Origin of the sequence: Vibrio sp. 16 (assembly GCF_963681195.1) — a bacterium.
GTDB lineage: Bacteria > Pseudomonadota > Gammaproteobacteria > Enterobacterales > Vibrionaceae > Vibrio > Vibrio sinaloensis_D.
The window spans coordinates 1,337,716-1,354,419 of record NZ_OY808997.1; the positions used below are offsets into that span (position 1 = coordinate 1,337,716).

Genomic DNA, 16,704 nt, shown 5'->3' on the forward strand with positions numbered 1-16,704 from the left:
GGTTAACCACCAAACTGAATTCTATGCAGTTGAGCGTACGCCCCATCCTTTTCGATGAGCGTCTGATGATCACCACGTTCTACGATTTCGCCTTCATCAACCACTAGGATTTCATCCGCTTTCTCGATAGTCGACAATCGGTGGGCAATAACGAGAACCGTCTTGTTCTTTTGCAACTCATCCAATGCTGATTGAATCGCTTTTTCAGACTCGGTATCCAAGGCCGAGGTTGCTTCGTCAAGAATCAGAACCGGAGCATCACGTAGCAAGGCACGGGCAATCGCAATACGTTGACGTTGACCACCAGAAAGGCTTGCACCATTCTCGCCAACCATAGTATCCAAACCTTCATCGAGCTTCTCAATGAAGTCCATCGCATGCGCTAGTTTTGCTGCGTGCTCAATTTGCTCGCGGCTATACTCACCGTTTGTCGCATACGCGATGTTGTTGGCGATCGTATCGTTGAATAGGTGGACGTTTTGTGACACGAGTGCGAAATGGGAACGCAAGTTACTGAGTGTGTAGTCACGAATGTCATGACCATCAAGCAAAATACTGCCAGAGTCATAGTCATAGAATCGAGTAAACAAGTTGGCGATGGTACTCTTACCCGAACCCGATCGCCCAACAAGCGCTACGGTCTTGCCCTGTGGAATCTTAAAGCTGACATGATTTAACGCGGGCTTCTCTTTACCAAGGTATGTAAAGGTCACATCTTTAACTTCAACGTCGCCGCGCACTTTAGTGGCTTCGTACTGACCCTTGTCAACCTCGGTGTCCATATCCATCAAAGCAAACAGCGTCTGGCTCGCTGCCATACCGCGCTGAAACTGTGAAACCACATTGGTGATTGCCTTCAGAGGGCGCATCAAGCCGAACATCGCAGAGAAAATTACCGTGAATGTACCTGGTGTGAGCTGGTTACGGATCTCATCGAAACTTGCAAGGAAAAGTACAGCTACCAAGGCAAGAGATGCGATCATTTGCGTCACTGGGTTCGCGATCGCATGCGCAGTCACAAACTTCATTGACTGTTGTCGCATTTGGTTACTCACCTTATTGAAGCGCTCACGCTCAATTTCATGGCCACCATAGCTCAATACCACCTTGTGGCCTTTCAGCATCTGTTCTGCAGACGCTGCGACCTTACCCATTGCCGTTTGCATGTTCTTACTGATTCGACGATAACGCTTCGAAACAATACCAATCACCCAAGCCACGACCGGTGCGACAACGAGCAGAACTAGAGACAACTGCCAACTGTTCCAGAACATTAAAACCAATAGGCCGATGATACTTGCCCCTTCACGGACAATACTCACTAACGCTTTACTGGTTGCTGCTGATACTTGCTCAGAATCATAGGTAATGCGTGATAACAAAGCCCCGGGGGTTTCTTTATCAAAGTAACTCACCGGCATGTGCATGAAGTGATTGAATATCATTCGCCGCATCTGCATAACAACGTTGCCAGACACCCAGCTCAAACAGTAGGTTGAAACAAAACTAGTTACGCCTCGAGCAAACATCACACCGAGGATGATAAGTGGAAGGATTTTAAGGAAATTAGACTCTGCGTTACCAAAACCTTCATCTAATAAAGGCTTTAGCAAAGAAACCATATAAGTATCAGCAACAGCATTCAACACTAATGCTATAACAGCAACAACGAGGCCCTTTTTGTATAAGCGAATATAAGTCCATAGGCGCTTAAAGGTATTCCACGTAGTTTCATCTTTATCGATTGACATAAAACGGCTTATTTTTCTTACAATAATCTTCCTATTCTACTCCCTTGCGTAGCATCTGCCTATACCAAGCTTGGCCTTTACTCTCCCTCAACTGAACGACATTACGTCCACTTGGATAAAAATCAATCACCACTTGACCAGAGTGCCCGGTATCTATCCAATCCGCACCTTGTGTTCGATAGCGTTCCACCACTTCTTGATTGGGTAAATTCCAGCGTCCACGATACGAGGTGGAGGCGATAGCCAAATCAGGATTCGCTGCTTGAATAAATGAGTCCGTTGACGATGTTTTACTGCCGTGATGAGGAACAATCACGATATTGGACGCGAGCGCGTCAGGTTTTCTAATCAACATCCACTCAGCAATTCGCTCAATATCACCAGTGAGCAACACACTTTGTTTGGTCACTTTATGAGTCAACTTGATAACACAAGAATGCGGATTGTAGGCACGCTCGACAATTTTGGGAGGCCAGAGCGCTTGTATCTCTACCTCGCCCCATTGCCACGTTTCTCCCACTATGCAGTTGAGACTATTACTCAATGGCTGACTTGCAATAACCCGCTCCGGTTGCCAACGTTGGAGAATCTCCCCTATCCCACCTGCGTGGTCATTGTCAAAATGACTGAGCACAACAATGTCCAGCACCTCAATCCCTTTGGCTTCCATCAGTGGCGTAATCAACTGCTCAGCATAGTTTGACTGTTGCCATGCGGCGCCCGTGTCATAAAGTAGTGCTCGCTCTCCCTGCACGGCCAAAATCGCCAGCCCATGACCCACATCGAGAATGTTCAACTGCCAATCAGGCTTCGGACGCCAAGACACGGTGACTAAAACGAAAGTGAGCGCAAAAAGAACGATCCCAAAACGAGTCAACCAAGGGAGCATAAAAATAAAACACGCCAACACTATTAGGATAGTGACCTCTTGGCTGGACAGAGAAAACCAGGAATCTCCCGCCCATGCGCTTGACGCCACGACGACAGATAACGCCCAATCAACCATTCCCCAAATCGTAGCGTCAACGTAACCAAACAATGAGACCACTGCGGCGATGAACGTGGCTGGCATGACGACAAACGAAAACCATGGGACAAAGACTAAATTGTACCCAATTGCGCTGATGCTTATCCCTCCAAATACCACAGAAACAGGAAGGCTCATGCATATCACGATGAAGGTCTGCATCAATACATTGTTCACAACACCGTGGCGATAGGTCGAGCGAATAGAGAGAAACAGTAGTATCGCAGCCACGGCATACATTGATAACCAAAGGCTTGGGTCCAGAGCAGACTGAGGCCATAGCGTTAATAAAAACGCCAAGACCATTAACCATCGACTGAGTTTAGAAAGGTGTGTTCGAATTAAAACCTGACTGCACATCAATAAACACATGATCAAAGCTCTTACCGTTGGAATCGAGAATCCAGCAAGGTAGGCATAACCAAATGCAATCACCGCCCCTATAAAAATAGGCGCGTTGGTCATTTTCGGCGAAGCAACTAATAGTAGGCGACCAACGGCCCAACCAAATGAAAACATGATCCCTATATGTAGACCGGATATCGCAACCAGATGACTTAACCCACTGTGCTGCAGTTGTTGATTAACACTGTCAGGAATTTTATCGCGGGAGCCAAAAAGAAGAGCAAGGATCAGACCTTGATTGACAGTAGAGAGTGTATGAGCCGAGATCGTCTGAAACAGCCTTTCCCTCAACGAGCCTTTATCGATAACCCAAAAGCTAGAGCTGTTTTTTATCTTAGCGTGACCAAGGATGCCTTGAGCGTACGCGTAGCGCTCTTTATCAAAACCCGTTTCATTAAATTGCCCGGATATAGGCTGCAAGGACACTTTGCTACTAATAACCTGACCTAAACTTAATGCAATTGGCGACGTAACCCAAACCGTTGGCTGCTCATAGGCGAACAACTTTTCGCCATTAATTGATCTAACCACTGCTGTTCCGTGAAAGCCGTGACTTATTTGTTTAAAAAAGCTGTCAACCTGTGCATTTATGGTAATATCCGAACCTGCTTTAAAAAGCTCATCGGTATTATGGCGGACAAGATTTCCGTGTATCAGCACCACCAAGCAGGCAAGAGATAATCCGAATAAAAAGGAATATTTTCGATTGCACAGCGATAAGGCAATCAAGCCAATACACGGCAATACCCAATACCAGCTTGGCATCCTCGTCCAATACATGGCGGAGACGATAACCAAAGAGTACGAAGCAAGCGTCCAGTAATTTAAGTAGAGAGTCATAGTCCCCAATGCCAAGAAAGTTCATCAAACGCTTTATGCCAGACCACGAAGTCATTAAGCGTCAAAAAGCACTCAAAATCTTTGGCAACGTGCTGTACAACCCCAATCTTTGGTGCCTCAACCGTCGTTCAGCGGCAGGCGCGTTCGCAGTTGGACTATTTATGGCGTTTGTTCCGCTTCCTAGCCAAATGATCATGTCGGCTGGTCTCGCCATTGCGTGTGGTGTCAATCTGCCTCTGTCTGTCGCACTGGTTTGGGTCAGTAACCCAATTACCATGCCGGTCCTTTTCTACTTTGCTTACAAAGTCGGCGCTTGGGTGATGCATGTTCCACCTCAACCGTTCCATTTTGAATTGTCTTGGGAATTTATTCTCCACCAAATGAACACCATTGGTCCCCCGTTTCTACTTGGGTGCTTAATTTGCGGGGTGGTCTCGGCGATAGTTGGATTTTTCGGTATTAAAGCACTTTGGCGATATTCCGTAGTCCGAAGCTGGCAGAAGCGAAAAATAAGATTAGGTGGGCTGTTGAAGAAGTAAAGTGGCGAACCAACACTTTACAGCGACTCACAAAGCCAGATGTAACTGATAAAAATGATATGTATGAAAAAGGACCTTTACGGTCCTTTTTCATTAGAGAACAATTATTTCGAGCTTAGCACCGCAGCGGGGTTTAACTTGCTCGCTCGAGAGGCAGGATACCAAGTGGCCAGTAGGCTAAGAACGATGGCGGTCAAAGATACCAAGATCACATCGGCAAGATTGACCTGAGAAGGTAAAAAATCGACAAAGTAAATGTCTCCCGATAAGAACTGATGACCAATCAAGCCCTCTAATCCTTTTATCAACTCAGTCAAATTGAACGCGATCAATACGCCAATAACACTACCGACAATACTGCCCAACACGCCGGAAAATACCCCCTGCCAGACAAAGATACGTTTCACTAGACCATCTGTTGCTCCCATAGTGCGTAAAATCGCGATCTCTGAGGCACGATCTTTCACCGCCATCATTAATGTTGACACGATATTAAAACTTGCCACACCAATAACCAGCACCATCACTAGATACATAATGGTTCTGACCAGTTGAATATCTCGGTAAAGAAATCCATATTTTTGCTGCCAACTACGAAGGTAAACGTACTCATCTAGCGTGTTTCCTACTTCGCGTATAATTTGGGTTGCATCTAACACATCGGTTACTTTCAACGCGACTCCCGACACCGCCGAACCCAATTTGGCATAAAGCTGCGCATCTTCGAGGGGCACCAACGCCAAGCTATGGTCAATCTGGCCATTGAGCGTTAACAATCCAGCGACTTGAACTCGGACGCGCTTTGGGGCTTGCACTTTGGTCGTCGCACCGCTAGTTGGGATCATCAGGGTCAGAAAATCCCCGACATTCACGTTCAACAGGTCTGCGATACCCTTACCCAAAATCACTTGTTTCTTTCCGGGGGTAAACTGCTGCCATACGTCTGAATCAATGTAATGACTAAGATTAGACACCTTCGATTCCAGTTTAGGATCAACCCCACGAACCTCTATCGCTTTAAGCTGTTGCCCTTTTTCCGCCAATGCGGTTAGCTTCACGAACGGCGCCGCCGCTTCCACTTTAGGGTGCAATTGGGACTGTTGAATCACCGATTTCCACTCTTGAATCGGCCCGCGAACCCCTTCAAATTCTCCGTGAGAAATCACCGATAAAACACGATCTTTTAGCTCTCGCTCAAAGCCGTTCATCGCAGAGAGACCAATAATGATCACAGCGACCCCGACGGTGATACCGATGGTGGATGACAAAGAAATAAACGACACCATTTTGTTGCGCTGCTTGGCGCGGCTAAATCGGCCACCAATAAAAAGTGATAAAGAAGAGAACAAACTAAGCCTCCTCGACATTGAGCAGTAGACCATCTTGCATATGCAGTTGGCGATCCATTTTGCTCGCCAGTTCACCATCATGCGTCACGACTAAAAAGGCCGTCCCAGACTCTCGATTTAACTCTCGCATCAAATCATAGATAGACAGAGCGGTTTTATGATCCAAATTACCCGTCGGTTCATCGGCAAGAACAAGATCCGGACTGTTCACCAAGGCTCTCGCAATCGCAACACGCTGACGCTCACCGCCAGAAAGCTCAGCTGGTCGATGATCAACTCGATGACTTAACCCCACTTTTTCCAGTAGTGCTTGCGCTTTAGCTTTTGCATCGGCGACTTTTTCGCCGCCAATAAGCAAAGGCATCGCCACATTTTCAAGGGCACTGAAATCGGCAAGCAGGTGGTGAAACTGATAGACAAAACCCAAGTGGCGGTTACGCAATTTTGCCTGTTTATTTGAACTCAAATTCGCCAGATCTTGACCAAGAAAACTCACGCTGCCTTCTGTTGCATCATCAAGTGCGCCCAATATATGGAGTAACGTACTCTTACCAGATCCGGAAGAACCAATGATCGAAGCCAACTCACCTTTTTTAAGCTCGAAGCTCACGCCTTTTAATACCTGAGTATCCAACGCGCCTTCTCGGTACGTTTTACAAATGTTGTGACACTGAAGAAGGTTACTCATATCTCAAAGCCTCGGCCGGTTTAACAGAAGATGCACGGTAAGAAGGGAACAATGTCGCAAGCAGGCTGAGTGCAATCGCCAACACGACAACGATCGAAATTTGCAAAGGGTTGATTAACACAGGTAACTCGCCACCAACAGAGAAAAGCGCGATTCCTGCGCTCTCCAGTAGTGTGTTCAAATTAGAGGCAAGCAGCACACCTAGACCACCACCAAACAGCGCGCCAATCACGCCACTACTTGCACCTTGTACCATGAAGATGGTGAGCACTTGGTTGTCCGACATGCCTTGGGTTTTGAGTATCGCCACTTCAGATTGCTTCTCCATGACGACCATTATCAGCGCCGAGATAATGTTGAACGCGGCAACGCCAACAATAAGCCCCAACATCAAGCCCATCATATTTTTTTCCATTCTCACGGCTTGGAAAAGTTCACCGCGCTGATCTCGCCAATCTTGCCATTGCCAACCCTTTGGCAATGGTTGCTCACTCAACTGCGCCACCACAAAAGGGTCATTGAAGAACAAACGCCAGCCAGTCATGGTATCGTTTTTCATTCGATTGAGTTTCGCGGCGTCATCGATGTGGGTAAGCATCAATAGCCCATCGACATCAGAGCCTGTGTTGTATATACCCGCAATCGTAAAAATACGTTGGCTAGGCATTCGTCCAAGTGGAGTAAACTGGCTAGCACTGGTGACCATCAAACGCACTTTGTCGCCAACGGAGACGTCCATTGACCGCGCTAAAGTGTGGCCAATGAAAAGCTGATATTGGCCTGCTTCCATCGCAGCAAGTCGGCCTGCAATCATATGGTCTTCTATCGGGTCATGATCGCTCGGTTTAATGCCAATCAAAAGCCCAGCACTAAGTTGCGAAGCGCTTTGGATAACCGCTTCAGATTGCACGATCGGCTCTGGATGTGCCGCTGTAGAGAGCTCAGAGACAAATTCTGGGGCAACACCTTGGCGATGAGTCTTACCATCAACTTCTGATACGATGGCTTGCGGCAAAACGCCAAGGATGCGACTCTTGAGCTGAGCTTCAAACCCATTCATAACAGAAAGAACCGTCACCAACGACATCACACCGATCGTGATACCCGCCGTAGACATATAAGAAACAAATCGACTGAATCTATCGCCGGAGCGCCCTCTTAGGTAACGCAAGCCGATAAAGGCTGAAACCGGATGAAACATAAAATAAACCAATAATGTTTGATAGCGGGTAATGTACCGATTTATCGCTCTGGGTTGTAGCCCTTAATTGCTAATAAGTCGTCAAAATATGTGATAAACAATGACATACCTTGATTACTTGCGTGGTATGACGATAATCAAGGTGTTAGTTAAAGGAAACTCAGAATGCCTGATCAAGAATATTTCACCGTTCATCATCGAATGACGGTTAACGTAGAGCCGTTAGCACAAGGGCAATCCCTGCCTACTTATGAACAATTTGAAAGTGAAATTCCCGCGCCTTTTTTGGTCGCCAGCGAGTTCAGTCAACTTGATTTACTCAACGACAGCGCCCGTTCTGAGCTAAACAACAGTGACTTTAAACACGTCATCGAACTTCTAGATACCCAAAATTCAAAGCTAAACTTGCTTCTCACGTTTATGCTCTCCCAGCAAGATAACGAAACTTACCGCCACCAAACTGTCTCCTTTGGCGCGAGCTTATTTCGTTATCTCACTCCCACGCCACTGAGCGTCGATCAGACCGTGAGAGCCAAGCTATTTTTGGATCATCCTGCCGCAGCGATATACAGTTATGGCCATGTTGTAGAGTGCGAAGCGCAAGATGAGCAGTTTTTAGTCACCATTAAATATGACCGCTTACGTGATATAGACGAAGATCTATTAATCAAAGCCGCACTCTATCAGCAGCAAAAAATGCTGCGTCAGCGTTCACTGAATCGAGACAAATAAACACACCACTATGTCTGATAGCACTCTTTTCCATCTGGCTAACGCAACCGGAGCCGGAGATAAAAAACACGTCGGTAATCTACAAGGCGCTAGCCTAGCGCTCGCAATAGCAGAGCTTGCCGATCAGCACACTAGCCATACCTTATTGGCGGTACCTGATCCTCAAACCGCGCTCAAGTTGCTCCAAGAAATCGAACAGTTTACCGACCAAGATGTCGCACTTTTCCCAGATTGGGAGACCTTGCCGTACGACAACTTTTCACCGCATCAAGAAATCATTTCCGATCGCATCGCACGTTTGTACCAACTGCCAACACTGAGCAGGGGTATCACCATCGTGCCCGTGAGCACGCTGCTGCAAAGACAGTCTCCGCGTGACTATTTGATGCAACATACCTTGATGGTGAAAGTCGGTGATCTGTTCTCACTTGAGAAGCTGCGTATGCAGTTAGAGAAGTCTGGCTATCGAAACGTTGATCAGGTCTTCGGCCCAGGTGAATACGCAAGTCGAGGATCTATTCTCGATCTCTTCCCTATGGGTTCCAATGACCCATTTCGAATTGACTTCTTCGATGATGAAATTGATACGATTCGTACCTTTGATCCTGAAAATCAACGCTCCATCGATGATGTCCAAGAGATTAGACTCCTTCCCGCTCATGAATTTCCAACCACAGAAAGCGCGATTGAAGATTTTAGAATCCGTTGGCGTCAACGCTTTGAAGCAAGACGCGAACCTGAATCCGTCTATATGCAAGTTTCAAAAGGAACATGGCCAGCCGGTATCGAATATTGGCAGCCGCTCTTTTTTGAACAAACAGAGACGCTCTTTGATTACATTGCGGATGACAGTCAGATCATTACCGTTGGGGATATTGAGTCTGCGATTGAAACCTTCCTCGCCGATGTTGATTACCGCTATGACCAAAGAAAAGTGGACCCGCTTCGTCCTCTCTTGCCTCCAGACGAGTTGTGGTTAAAGAAAGACGAGCTGTTTAGCCATATTAAGCAGCTTCCGCACCTCTTGCTCTCCAGCGATGCAATCGTTGAGAAACAGGGTCGAGTCAACCCAAGTGTTCAACCCTTGCCTGATTTAGCCGTCCAGCACCAAAACAAGGAACCGATGGCTGCGTTGCGCCAGTTCAGTGAAAACTACACGGGTAAGATTGTCTTTTCGGTGGAATCAGAGGGGCGCCGAGAAGCGTTACTTGAACTGCTGCAACGCATAAAGCTTCGCCCTATCGAGTACCCTAACTTTAAAAGTGCTCTTGTCGGCAAAGATAAGTTTTCGCTGGTACTAGGTGCCGCTGAACATGGTTTCCTCTATGGAGACAGCCAAGTTGCGCTGATTTGTGAAAGTGATTTGCTCGGCGATCGTGTAATACAACGTCGCCGCAAAGACCGTAAGACCACCAACAGTGACGCTGTCATTCGTAACTTAGCTGAGCTCAAGCCAGGTCAACCTGTCGTTCACATTGATCACGGTATTGGCCGCTACATTGGTCTGCAAACTCTCGAAGCAGGCGGCATGACCACCGAGTACGTGACGCTTGAATACCAAAACGACGCGAAACTGTATGTTCCAGTCGCCTCTCTCAACCTGATTAGCCGCTATTCTGGTGGCGCCGAAGAGAGCGCGCCACTTCATAAACTGGGTGGTGAAGCCTGGGCTAAAGCAAGGCGTAAAGCCGCAGAAAAAGTCCGAGATGTAGCGGCTGAACTTTTGGATGTGTACGCCAAGCGCGAACTCAAGCCCGGTTACAAGTTTGAGCTTGATCGTGGCCAGTACGCAACCTTCAAAGCAGGATTCCCCTTTGAAGAGACCGACGACCAGAAAATGGCCATTAACGCCGTTATGTCGGATATGTGCCAAGCTAAAGCCATGGACCGATTGGTGTGTGGTGATGTCGGGTTTGGCAAAACGGAAGTCGCGATGCGTGCAGCGTTTCTCGCTACCGACAACGGCAAACAAGTCGCAGTACTTGTTCCAACAACACTGCTCGCTCAGCAACATTTTGAGAACTTCCGTGATCGCTTCGCTAACCTTCCAATCCGTGTTGAAGTTCTCTCGCGCTTTAAAACCGCGAAAGAGCAAAAGCAAGTTCTCCAAGACATTGAGGAAGGAAAAGTTGACTTGGTGGTCGGTACTCACAAGCTATTGTCTAATGACATCAAGTTCAAAGATCTCGGCCTGCTGATCGTTGATGAGGAGCACCGCTTTGGGGTACGTCAGAAAGAAAAAATGAAAGCCATGCGTGCTGATGTCGACATTCTGACCCTAACGGCGACACCGATTCCGCGAACACTCAACATGGCAATGAGTGGAATGCGCGATCTATCTATAATCGCAACGCCACCAGCCCGACGCCTGGCGATCAAAACCTTCGTTCGGCAAAGTGATGATGCCGTTATTCGCGAAGCGGTCTTACGTGAAATTATGCGCGGTGGCCAAGTTTACTTCCTACACAATCAGGTAGAAACCATCGAGAAAGTGGCCGCAGATTTGGAGAAGTTGATTCCCGAAGCGCGCGTGACGGTCGCCCATGGTCAAATGCGAGAGCGCGAACTCGAACGCATCATGAATGATTTCTACCACCAACGTTTTAACTTGTTGGTATGTACCACAATCATTGAGACGGGTATCGATGTACCAACGGCCAATACCATCATCATGGATCGCGCTGACAACTTAGGTCTGGCACAGCTTCATCAGCTGCGTGGTCGTGTGGGTCGTTCACATCATCAAGCCTACGCATACTTGCTTACTCCACATCCTAAAGCGATGACAAAAGATGCAATTAAGCGTCTTGATGCCATTGCCTCACTGGAAGATCTTGGCGCAGGCTTTACATTGGCAACTCACGACTTAGAAATTCGTGGGGCTGGTGAGTTATTAGGTGATGAGCAAAGCGGGCAAATTCAGTCCATCGGCTTCACGCTCTACATGGAGATGCTTGAGCAAGCAGTCGAAGCACTCAAAGAAGGTAAAGAGCCATCACTCGATGATCTCTTAAGAGAGCAGACAGAAGTTGAAATGCGCTTACCCGCACTGCTTCCTGATGACTACATACCAGACATCAATACTCGTCTATCGATGTACAAACAAATCGCGAGTGTTGAAAGTAAACAAGAGCTCGATGACCTCAAGGTTGAGTTAATTGATCGCTTCGGTTTGCTTCCTGATGCTGCCAAAAACTTACTCTCTGTTGCTGAACTGAAGCTTATCGCTGCTGATCTCAAAGTGAAGAAGATTGAAGCGCATGACAAAGGCGGTTATATCGAGTTCTATCCGGACGCTGACATTAACCCAATGTATCTGGTTAAACTATTGCAGTCCCAGCCACAAAAATTTGCCATGGAAGGACCCACTAAGTTTAAGTTTACGGTACCATTGGTCGATAGACGCAAAAGAATCCAATTTATTGGCGATATGTTGGGTGAGTTCCAACAGAACCTTTTACCAAAAGCCTAACGATAAGGCTGATTAATTTTCCACGGTGATTGCACCGAATTATGGAGTTGTAATGAAAAAGCTGATTCCACTGTTACTCTTCTTTGTTGCTCTGCCTTCTTGGGCGCAGCGACAATTTGACATCGAAGTGGTTGTTTTTAAACGTTCTGTGAATCCAGAGCAAACGGCAGAATCTTGGCCTGATAGCCAACCTGCCATTTCGTTAGACGGAACAGGCACGTTTGCTGACTCAAGTTACCGAGCGCGTAAAGGCGTGCAAATGCTGCCTTACTCGTCGTATAAACTGAATAACGAAGTAACGAAGCTTAAAAAGCATGCGGGCTTTGAAGTGTTGCTACACAAGGCTTGGCGTCAAGGTGATAGAGGCCGACTTTCAGCGCCTACCTTCCATATTCAAGCGGGTAAAGACTATTCCAATATTTTCGATGCCGAAGGTAACAGAATTGGTTCGAAACAAGCAAAAGAAGTCATAGATGGCGTAACGGAAACGAGCATTCCAAAACCGCTTTACGAGCTTGATGGCAAACTTCAAATTTACGTTGAACATTATTTGTATGCCGATGTTGAGCTAGACTTAAAGTCGCCAAGCGTACGTGAAGTTGTACTGCAAGACCCGATTGATATTGAGCCAAGTACCACAGAAGTGACTGCTCAAGGCGAGCAAGCAGCAACCAATAGCACTGTTGAAGCGGGCTTTATGGAGCAAGTGTCGCCGACGATCGAGAAACAGGAGTTCCTAAAGAGCTATCGTTTCGACCAAAAACGACGTATGCGTAGTACCGAAACCCATTACCTCGATCACCCACTGATGGGCGTGATCATTCAGGTTCGCAGAGTTAATCAATAGCCTAAAGTGTCTCTAAGTACCGAACAACAAAACAGCCCGCTTGGGCTGTTTTGCTATCATTGAGAAGTGAAATGACGCCAGATTACTGCATTATTACACCGCGTCTCGAGTTAAAACTCATTCCTCAGGAAGATGCTGACGCACTGCGACGCTGCGTGACTGAATCCCCAAGTTTGCACCAGTGGATAGATTGGTGTGAAGCCAGCTTTTCTGCTGAGCAAACAGAAAAATTCCTACTCGCAACGCGCCTAAACTGGGTAAAGTCCGAAGCATATGGGTTTGGTGTCTACCGCCGAAGCGACAATTGCTTGATGGGCATGGTCGCAATCAATGAGCTTTACCATACCTTCAACATGGTGAGTTTGGGCTATTGGCTAGGAGACCGCTTTCAACACAATGGGTACGCTCAGGAAGCGCTTGAAGGGCTCATCACATTTTGCTTTGAGCAGCTGAAAGTGACGCGAGTTGAAATCGTCTGTGACCCTGACAATGTCCCGAGCCAGCAACTTGCTCTACGCTGTGGCGCCACATTTGAAGCCAGAGCACGGAATCGCTATCTCTATTCAGGCAAGCCTCGAGATGGATTGGTGTATTCCATCACTCCATAAAAAAAGAGCGCTGGTTAAGCGCTCTTGTACGAAAAATACTGAATTAATGAAGCTTCAAGTTCGGTCGAAGAACTCGGTTAATACGCCCCATTAGGATGATAAGACCAGTCTTAAACATGCCATGCAGCGCCATTTGGTGTAAACGATATAGCGAGATATACACGACACGCGCGATACGACCTTCTACCATCATTGAACCTTTGGTTAGGTTCCCCATCAGGCTACCAACAGTAGAGAATCGGCTCAGTGAAACCAATGACCCTTTATCTTTATAGATGTAGGCTTTGAGATCGCGACCATTCAGTTTAGCGACGATGTTTGAAAACGCACAACTTGCCATCTGGTGCGCCGCTTGAGCACGAGGAGGCACAAATGAACCATCCGCTTGCGTGCACTGAGCCAAGTCACCGATGACAAAAATATCGTCATCGCGAGTGGTTTGTAGAGTCTCTTTCACTACTAACTGGTTAATGCGGTTCGTCTCAAGACCTGCGATGTCCTTGATGAAATCTGGCGCTTTAATACCAGCAGCCCAAACCATGATCTGCGCCGGGATTTTTTCACCATCTTTGGTTGTTAAGCCGTCTTTATCAGCTTGAGTCACCATAGTTGCGGTGCGGACATTAACGCCCAGTTTCGTTAGCTCTTGGTGAGCTGCACTGGAAATACGCGGTGGCAAAGCCGGAAGAATACGCTCACCCGCTTCAACTAAGTTGACGTTTAGCTTGCTTGAGTCAAGGTCGCCAAAGCCGTAAGTACGAAGCTCTTTGACCGCATTGTGAAGTTCAGCAGACAGCTCAACACCAGTCGCACCCGCACCGACGATTGCGATGTCGACAGTACCATTACCATTTTTCGCGTGCAGTTTAAGGAACTCGTTGTTCATTTCAGTGCGGAAACGATGTGCTTGTTCTGGACTATCAAGGAAAATACAGTTGTCACGAACACCTGGCGTGTTGAAGTCGTTGGACGTAGAACCAATAGCCATAACAAGAATGTCGTATTCAAGCTCACGACTTGGCATCAACAATTCGCCATTGTCATCTTTCAACTCGTGAAGCTTAATCACTTTACGGTCGCGATCGATATCTTCCAAACTGCCCATCTGGAAGTCAAAGTGGTGGTTTTTAGCATGCGCGCGATAGCTGAGGGCATCAACCCCTTCATCAAGCGAGCCAGTTGCAACTTCGTGCAATAAAGGCTTCCAAAGGTGACTTGCTTTACGATCCACTAAGGTGACTTTAGCGCGCCCTTTGCGGCCCAATGTGCGACCCAGCTTGGTTGCAAGCTCTAAACCGCCTGCACCGCCGCCTACAACGATAATTCGTGTCACAGCTACATTCCTCTAAAAAGTTAAATAATATGTATCAGCATGATGACTCATACTGATTAAATTCTGTTCTTTTTGGGCCAATCGCTGAGTTGTCTCAGTCTTACATTTTGCGGGCCCGTAGAGGCTTCGTTTTTATACGACACGCTAATTGGATAAAGGAGTCGAATGACTCAACACGGCTGGATAACATGCGCCGCAAATATTGGGTAAGTTTCGGACTTACTCTCAATTTTTTTTGATATTTATCAAATAATTTGTAATTCAGACATTATAAGGGCCAAAATTCGCTTCGCAACTAAAGATTGCGTTTATACCACCTGAATTTGTAAGGAATAGAATCAATTGAACAAGAAAAAAGCGGTAAGGTTTCCCTCACCGCTCTGTTGAAACGACTTAGCTTTATCTATCAGTTTGCTTCTTTGAACGCTTTCATGGTTTGTAGATGCTGAGAGATTTTTTTAAACTTATGCGTCTGAGTCTCATCCCAGATGATGTCGTAGTAGTCTTCTAACTCTGATGCCGTTTTTGAGTTGTCGTGGACTTCATCCTCTTTAGAGAGCACCACCAAACAACGAGCCTTGTTCTTCATTCGAAACTTCTCAACACACTTGGTTGCGATGTCTTCGTACTCTTCTGGGCGATCGATACGCCCTTGCATATTGATTTCAGGATGCAGGTTCGGGTTGAAAATCACTTGTTTAATCCCGCACAAAAAACCGACCCTTTCTGACCAATAACCGCCAAGGCCTACACCACAGATAATGGGGTTTGGATCCTCAGACTGCTCGATCACTTTGTTAACTTCTTTTAATAGATGTTGCATATCATGCTTTGGGTGCAACGTGCTGTAGTTAATAAAGCGCACGTCGTCATCAATAAATTGCAACTGCAATACTTTTTCATGATTGCCTGGGCTTGTTGAGTCAAAGCCGTGTAAATAAATAATCATAGAACTCCCCCGCTCCTTGTCGATTCAATCTACCATGAAAACTAGGGTTTAAAAGAACGTAAACATAGATTAGTCAACGCGGACCACCAAACAGTGATCTTAGCTGCAAAATGAGTCGAGTATTTTTTCAGCTTGGGTTAAATATTGTTCATCACCCCACAACTGGTAAGCCAGCAAATACCAAAGCATGGCCATCATCGTCGCTCTCGGTTTCCAAGCCATCACCCCTTCAACCCAATCGTCCACGCCCTCGATCTGGCGCAGCTGACAATATCGATAAACAGTTTCCAAAGGCTTCTCGTCCATGACATCAATACTAAGAGTTAGATCAAGCCTTGGGTCCGCGATTGCCGCATACTCCCAATCAATCACCTTGTGGCCATCTTGAGTGTGAACCATATTGTAGCCAGCCAGATCAAAGTGACACAGAGTAGTACCGATATCAGCCAAACTCGGAGCGTTTCGCCATTGTTGGTAAACTTGCTGATACGATGCCAGTTTTAAGTCATCACGAAGCAACATCCAGTAATGGTCGACTCGAGCGGTAAAATTAAACGGAGCAACAGGAATTCGGTTTGTATCCAAACTATGGATTTTAACCATGGTCTTAAGCAATGAATCAATGCTGAGCTGGTCAGTAAGAGATTCACCTTCAATCCAGTCAACCAACAGTCCTTGGTCATTAATGTGAATCGCTTTTGGCGCTATGTGAGCGTCTTGGATCGCATTAAGGATTTGGTACTCTTGGAAGCGGGAGATAGAAAACGCTTTGGTGATAGGAGTGTTGGGACGCCAGACATATGCCTCGCTGCGAGAAATAACGATCTTCCAACAGCGGTTTGTTAGACCTCCGGTCAGCGTCTGCGCGTATTCCGGAGGTAATTCAAAGAAGTGATCTAGACTCAGCAGTGACGAATCTAGCTGACACGCTTCATGCCACGACATCCTTGCCATAAATCACCT

Annotated in this window: 13 protein-coding genes; 5 read left to right on the forward strand and 8 right to left on the reverse strand. The window is 46.8% G+C overall.

All coding sequences use genetic code 11. The annotated features are described in order from the left end of the window. Positions 1-2 precede the first annotated feature (2 nt). Both msbA and U9J37_RS05900 read right to left on the reverse strand, forming a co-directional pair. Positions 3-1,751 carry a lipid A ABC transporter ATP-binding protein/permease MsbA gene (msbA, locus tag U9J37_RS05895; protein ID WP_043887266.1) on the reverse strand — a complete coding sequence of 583 codons (1,749 nt, stop codon included), beginning with the start codon at positions 1,749-1,751 and terminating at the stop codon, positions 3-5. A gap of 31 nt (positions 1,752-1,782) precedes the next feature. Then, on the reverse strand, positions 1,783-3,927 hold the full coding sequence (locus tag U9J37_RS05900; RefSeq protein ID WP_416200456.1) for a DNA internalization-related competence protein ComEC/Rec2: 2,145 nt from the start codon (positions 3,925-3,927) through the stop codon (positions 1,783-1,785). A 104-nt stretch (positions 3,928-4,031) separates the two neighbouring features. Here U9J37_RS05900 and U9J37_RS05905 point away from each other — a divergent pair, with 104 nt between their 5' ends. After that, on the forward strand, positions 4,032-4,562 hold the full coding sequence (locus U9J37_RS05905; protein ID WP_005474996.1) for a DUF2062 domain-containing protein: 531 nt from the start codon (positions 4,032-4,034) through the stop codon (positions 4,560-4,562). A gap of 104 nt (positions 4,563-4,666) precedes the next feature. On the opposite strand, the gene lolE is transcribed toward U9J37_RS05905, so the two are convergent. The 3 genes from lolE to lolC are packed head-to-tail and all read right to left on the reverse strand — an operon-like array spanning position 4,667 to position 7,800. After that, positions 4,667-5,911, reverse strand: a complete 1,245-nt coding sequence (gene lolE / locus U9J37_RS05910; RefSeq protein WP_005474975.1) for a lipoprotein-releasing ABC transporter permease subunit LolE — start codon at positions 5,909-5,911, stop codon at positions 4,667-4,669. A 1-nt stretch (position 5,912) separates the two neighbouring features. Further along, positions 5,913-6,599, reverse strand: a complete 687-nt coding sequence (gene lolD, locus U9J37_RS05915; protein ID WP_005474933.1) for a lipoprotein-releasing ABC transporter ATP-binding protein LolD — start codon at positions 6,597-6,599, stop codon at positions 5,913-5,915. Then, entirely contained in the window at positions 6,592-7,800 is a 1,209-nt protein-coding gene (gene lolC, locus U9J37_RS05920) for a lipoprotein-releasing ABC transporter permease subunit LolC (RefSeq protein ID WP_005474955.1), read from the reverse strand. The genes lolD and lolC overlap by 8 nt, the downstream gene beginning before the upstream one ends. 165 nt (positions 7,801-7,965) lie before the next feature. Here lolC and U9J37_RS05925 point away from each other — a divergent pair, with 165 nt between their 5' ends. The 4 genes from U9J37_RS05925 to U9J37_RS05940 all read left to right on the forward strand — a co-directional run bounded on the left by U9J37_RS05925 (position 7,966) and on the right by U9J37_RS05940 (position 13,459). Beyond that, positions 7,966-8,532, forward strand: coding sequence for a hypothetical protein (locus tag U9J37_RS05925; RefSeq protein ID WP_005474998.1), 567 nt, complete (start codon positions 7,966-7,968; stop codon positions 8,530-8,532). Between the two features lie 10 nt (positions 8,533-8,542). Further along, positions 8,543-12,004 carry a transcription-repair coupling factor gene (mfd, locus tag U9J37_RS05930; protein WP_005474929.1) on the forward strand — a complete coding sequence of 1,154 codons (3,462 nt, stop codon included), beginning with the start codon at positions 8,543-8,545 and terminating at the stop codon, positions 12,002-12,004. 52 nt (positions 12,005-12,056) lie between these two features. Next, positions 12,057-12,851, forward strand: a complete 795-nt coding sequence (locus U9J37_RS05935) for a peptidoglycan binding protein CsiV (RefSeq protein WP_005474976.1) — start codon at positions 12,057-12,059, stop codon at positions 12,849-12,851. 71 nt (positions 12,852-12,922) lie between these two features. After that, complete coding sequence (locus tag U9J37_RS05940; protein ID WP_005475016.1) at positions 12,923-13,459, forward strand: GNAT family N-acetyltransferase; 537 nt, start codon at positions 12,923-12,925, stop codon at positions 13,457-13,459. Between the two features lie 43 nt (positions 13,460-13,502). On the opposite strand, the gene U9J37_RS05945 is transcribed toward U9J37_RS05940, so the two are convergent. The 3 genes from U9J37_RS05945 to U9J37_RS05955 all read right to left on the reverse strand — a co-directional run bounded on the left by U9J37_RS05945 (position 13,503) and on the right by U9J37_RS05955 (position 16,695). Then, positions 13,503-14,792, reverse strand: a complete 1,290-nt coding sequence (locus U9J37_RS05945) for an NAD(P)/FAD-dependent oxidoreductase (RefSeq protein WP_005475002.1) — start codon at positions 14,790-14,792, stop codon at positions 13,503-13,505. Between the two features lie 406 nt (positions 14,793-15,198). Then, positions 15,199-15,741 (reverse strand): alpha/beta hydrolase YcfP, encoded by a 543-nt coding sequence (ycfP, locus tag U9J37_RS05950; RefSeq protein WP_005475005.1) that lies wholly within the window; start codon positions 15,739-15,741, stop codon positions 15,199-15,201. A gap of 99 nt (positions 15,742-15,840) precedes the next feature. Beyond that, the gene (locus tag U9J37_RS05955) at positions 15,841-16,695 is read right to left on the reverse strand and encodes a phosphotransferase (protein WP_039479745.1); all 855 of its coding nucleotides are present in this window, start codon (positions 16,693-16,695) and stop codon (positions 15,841-15,843) included. Positions 16,696-16,704 lie beyond the last annotated feature (9 nt).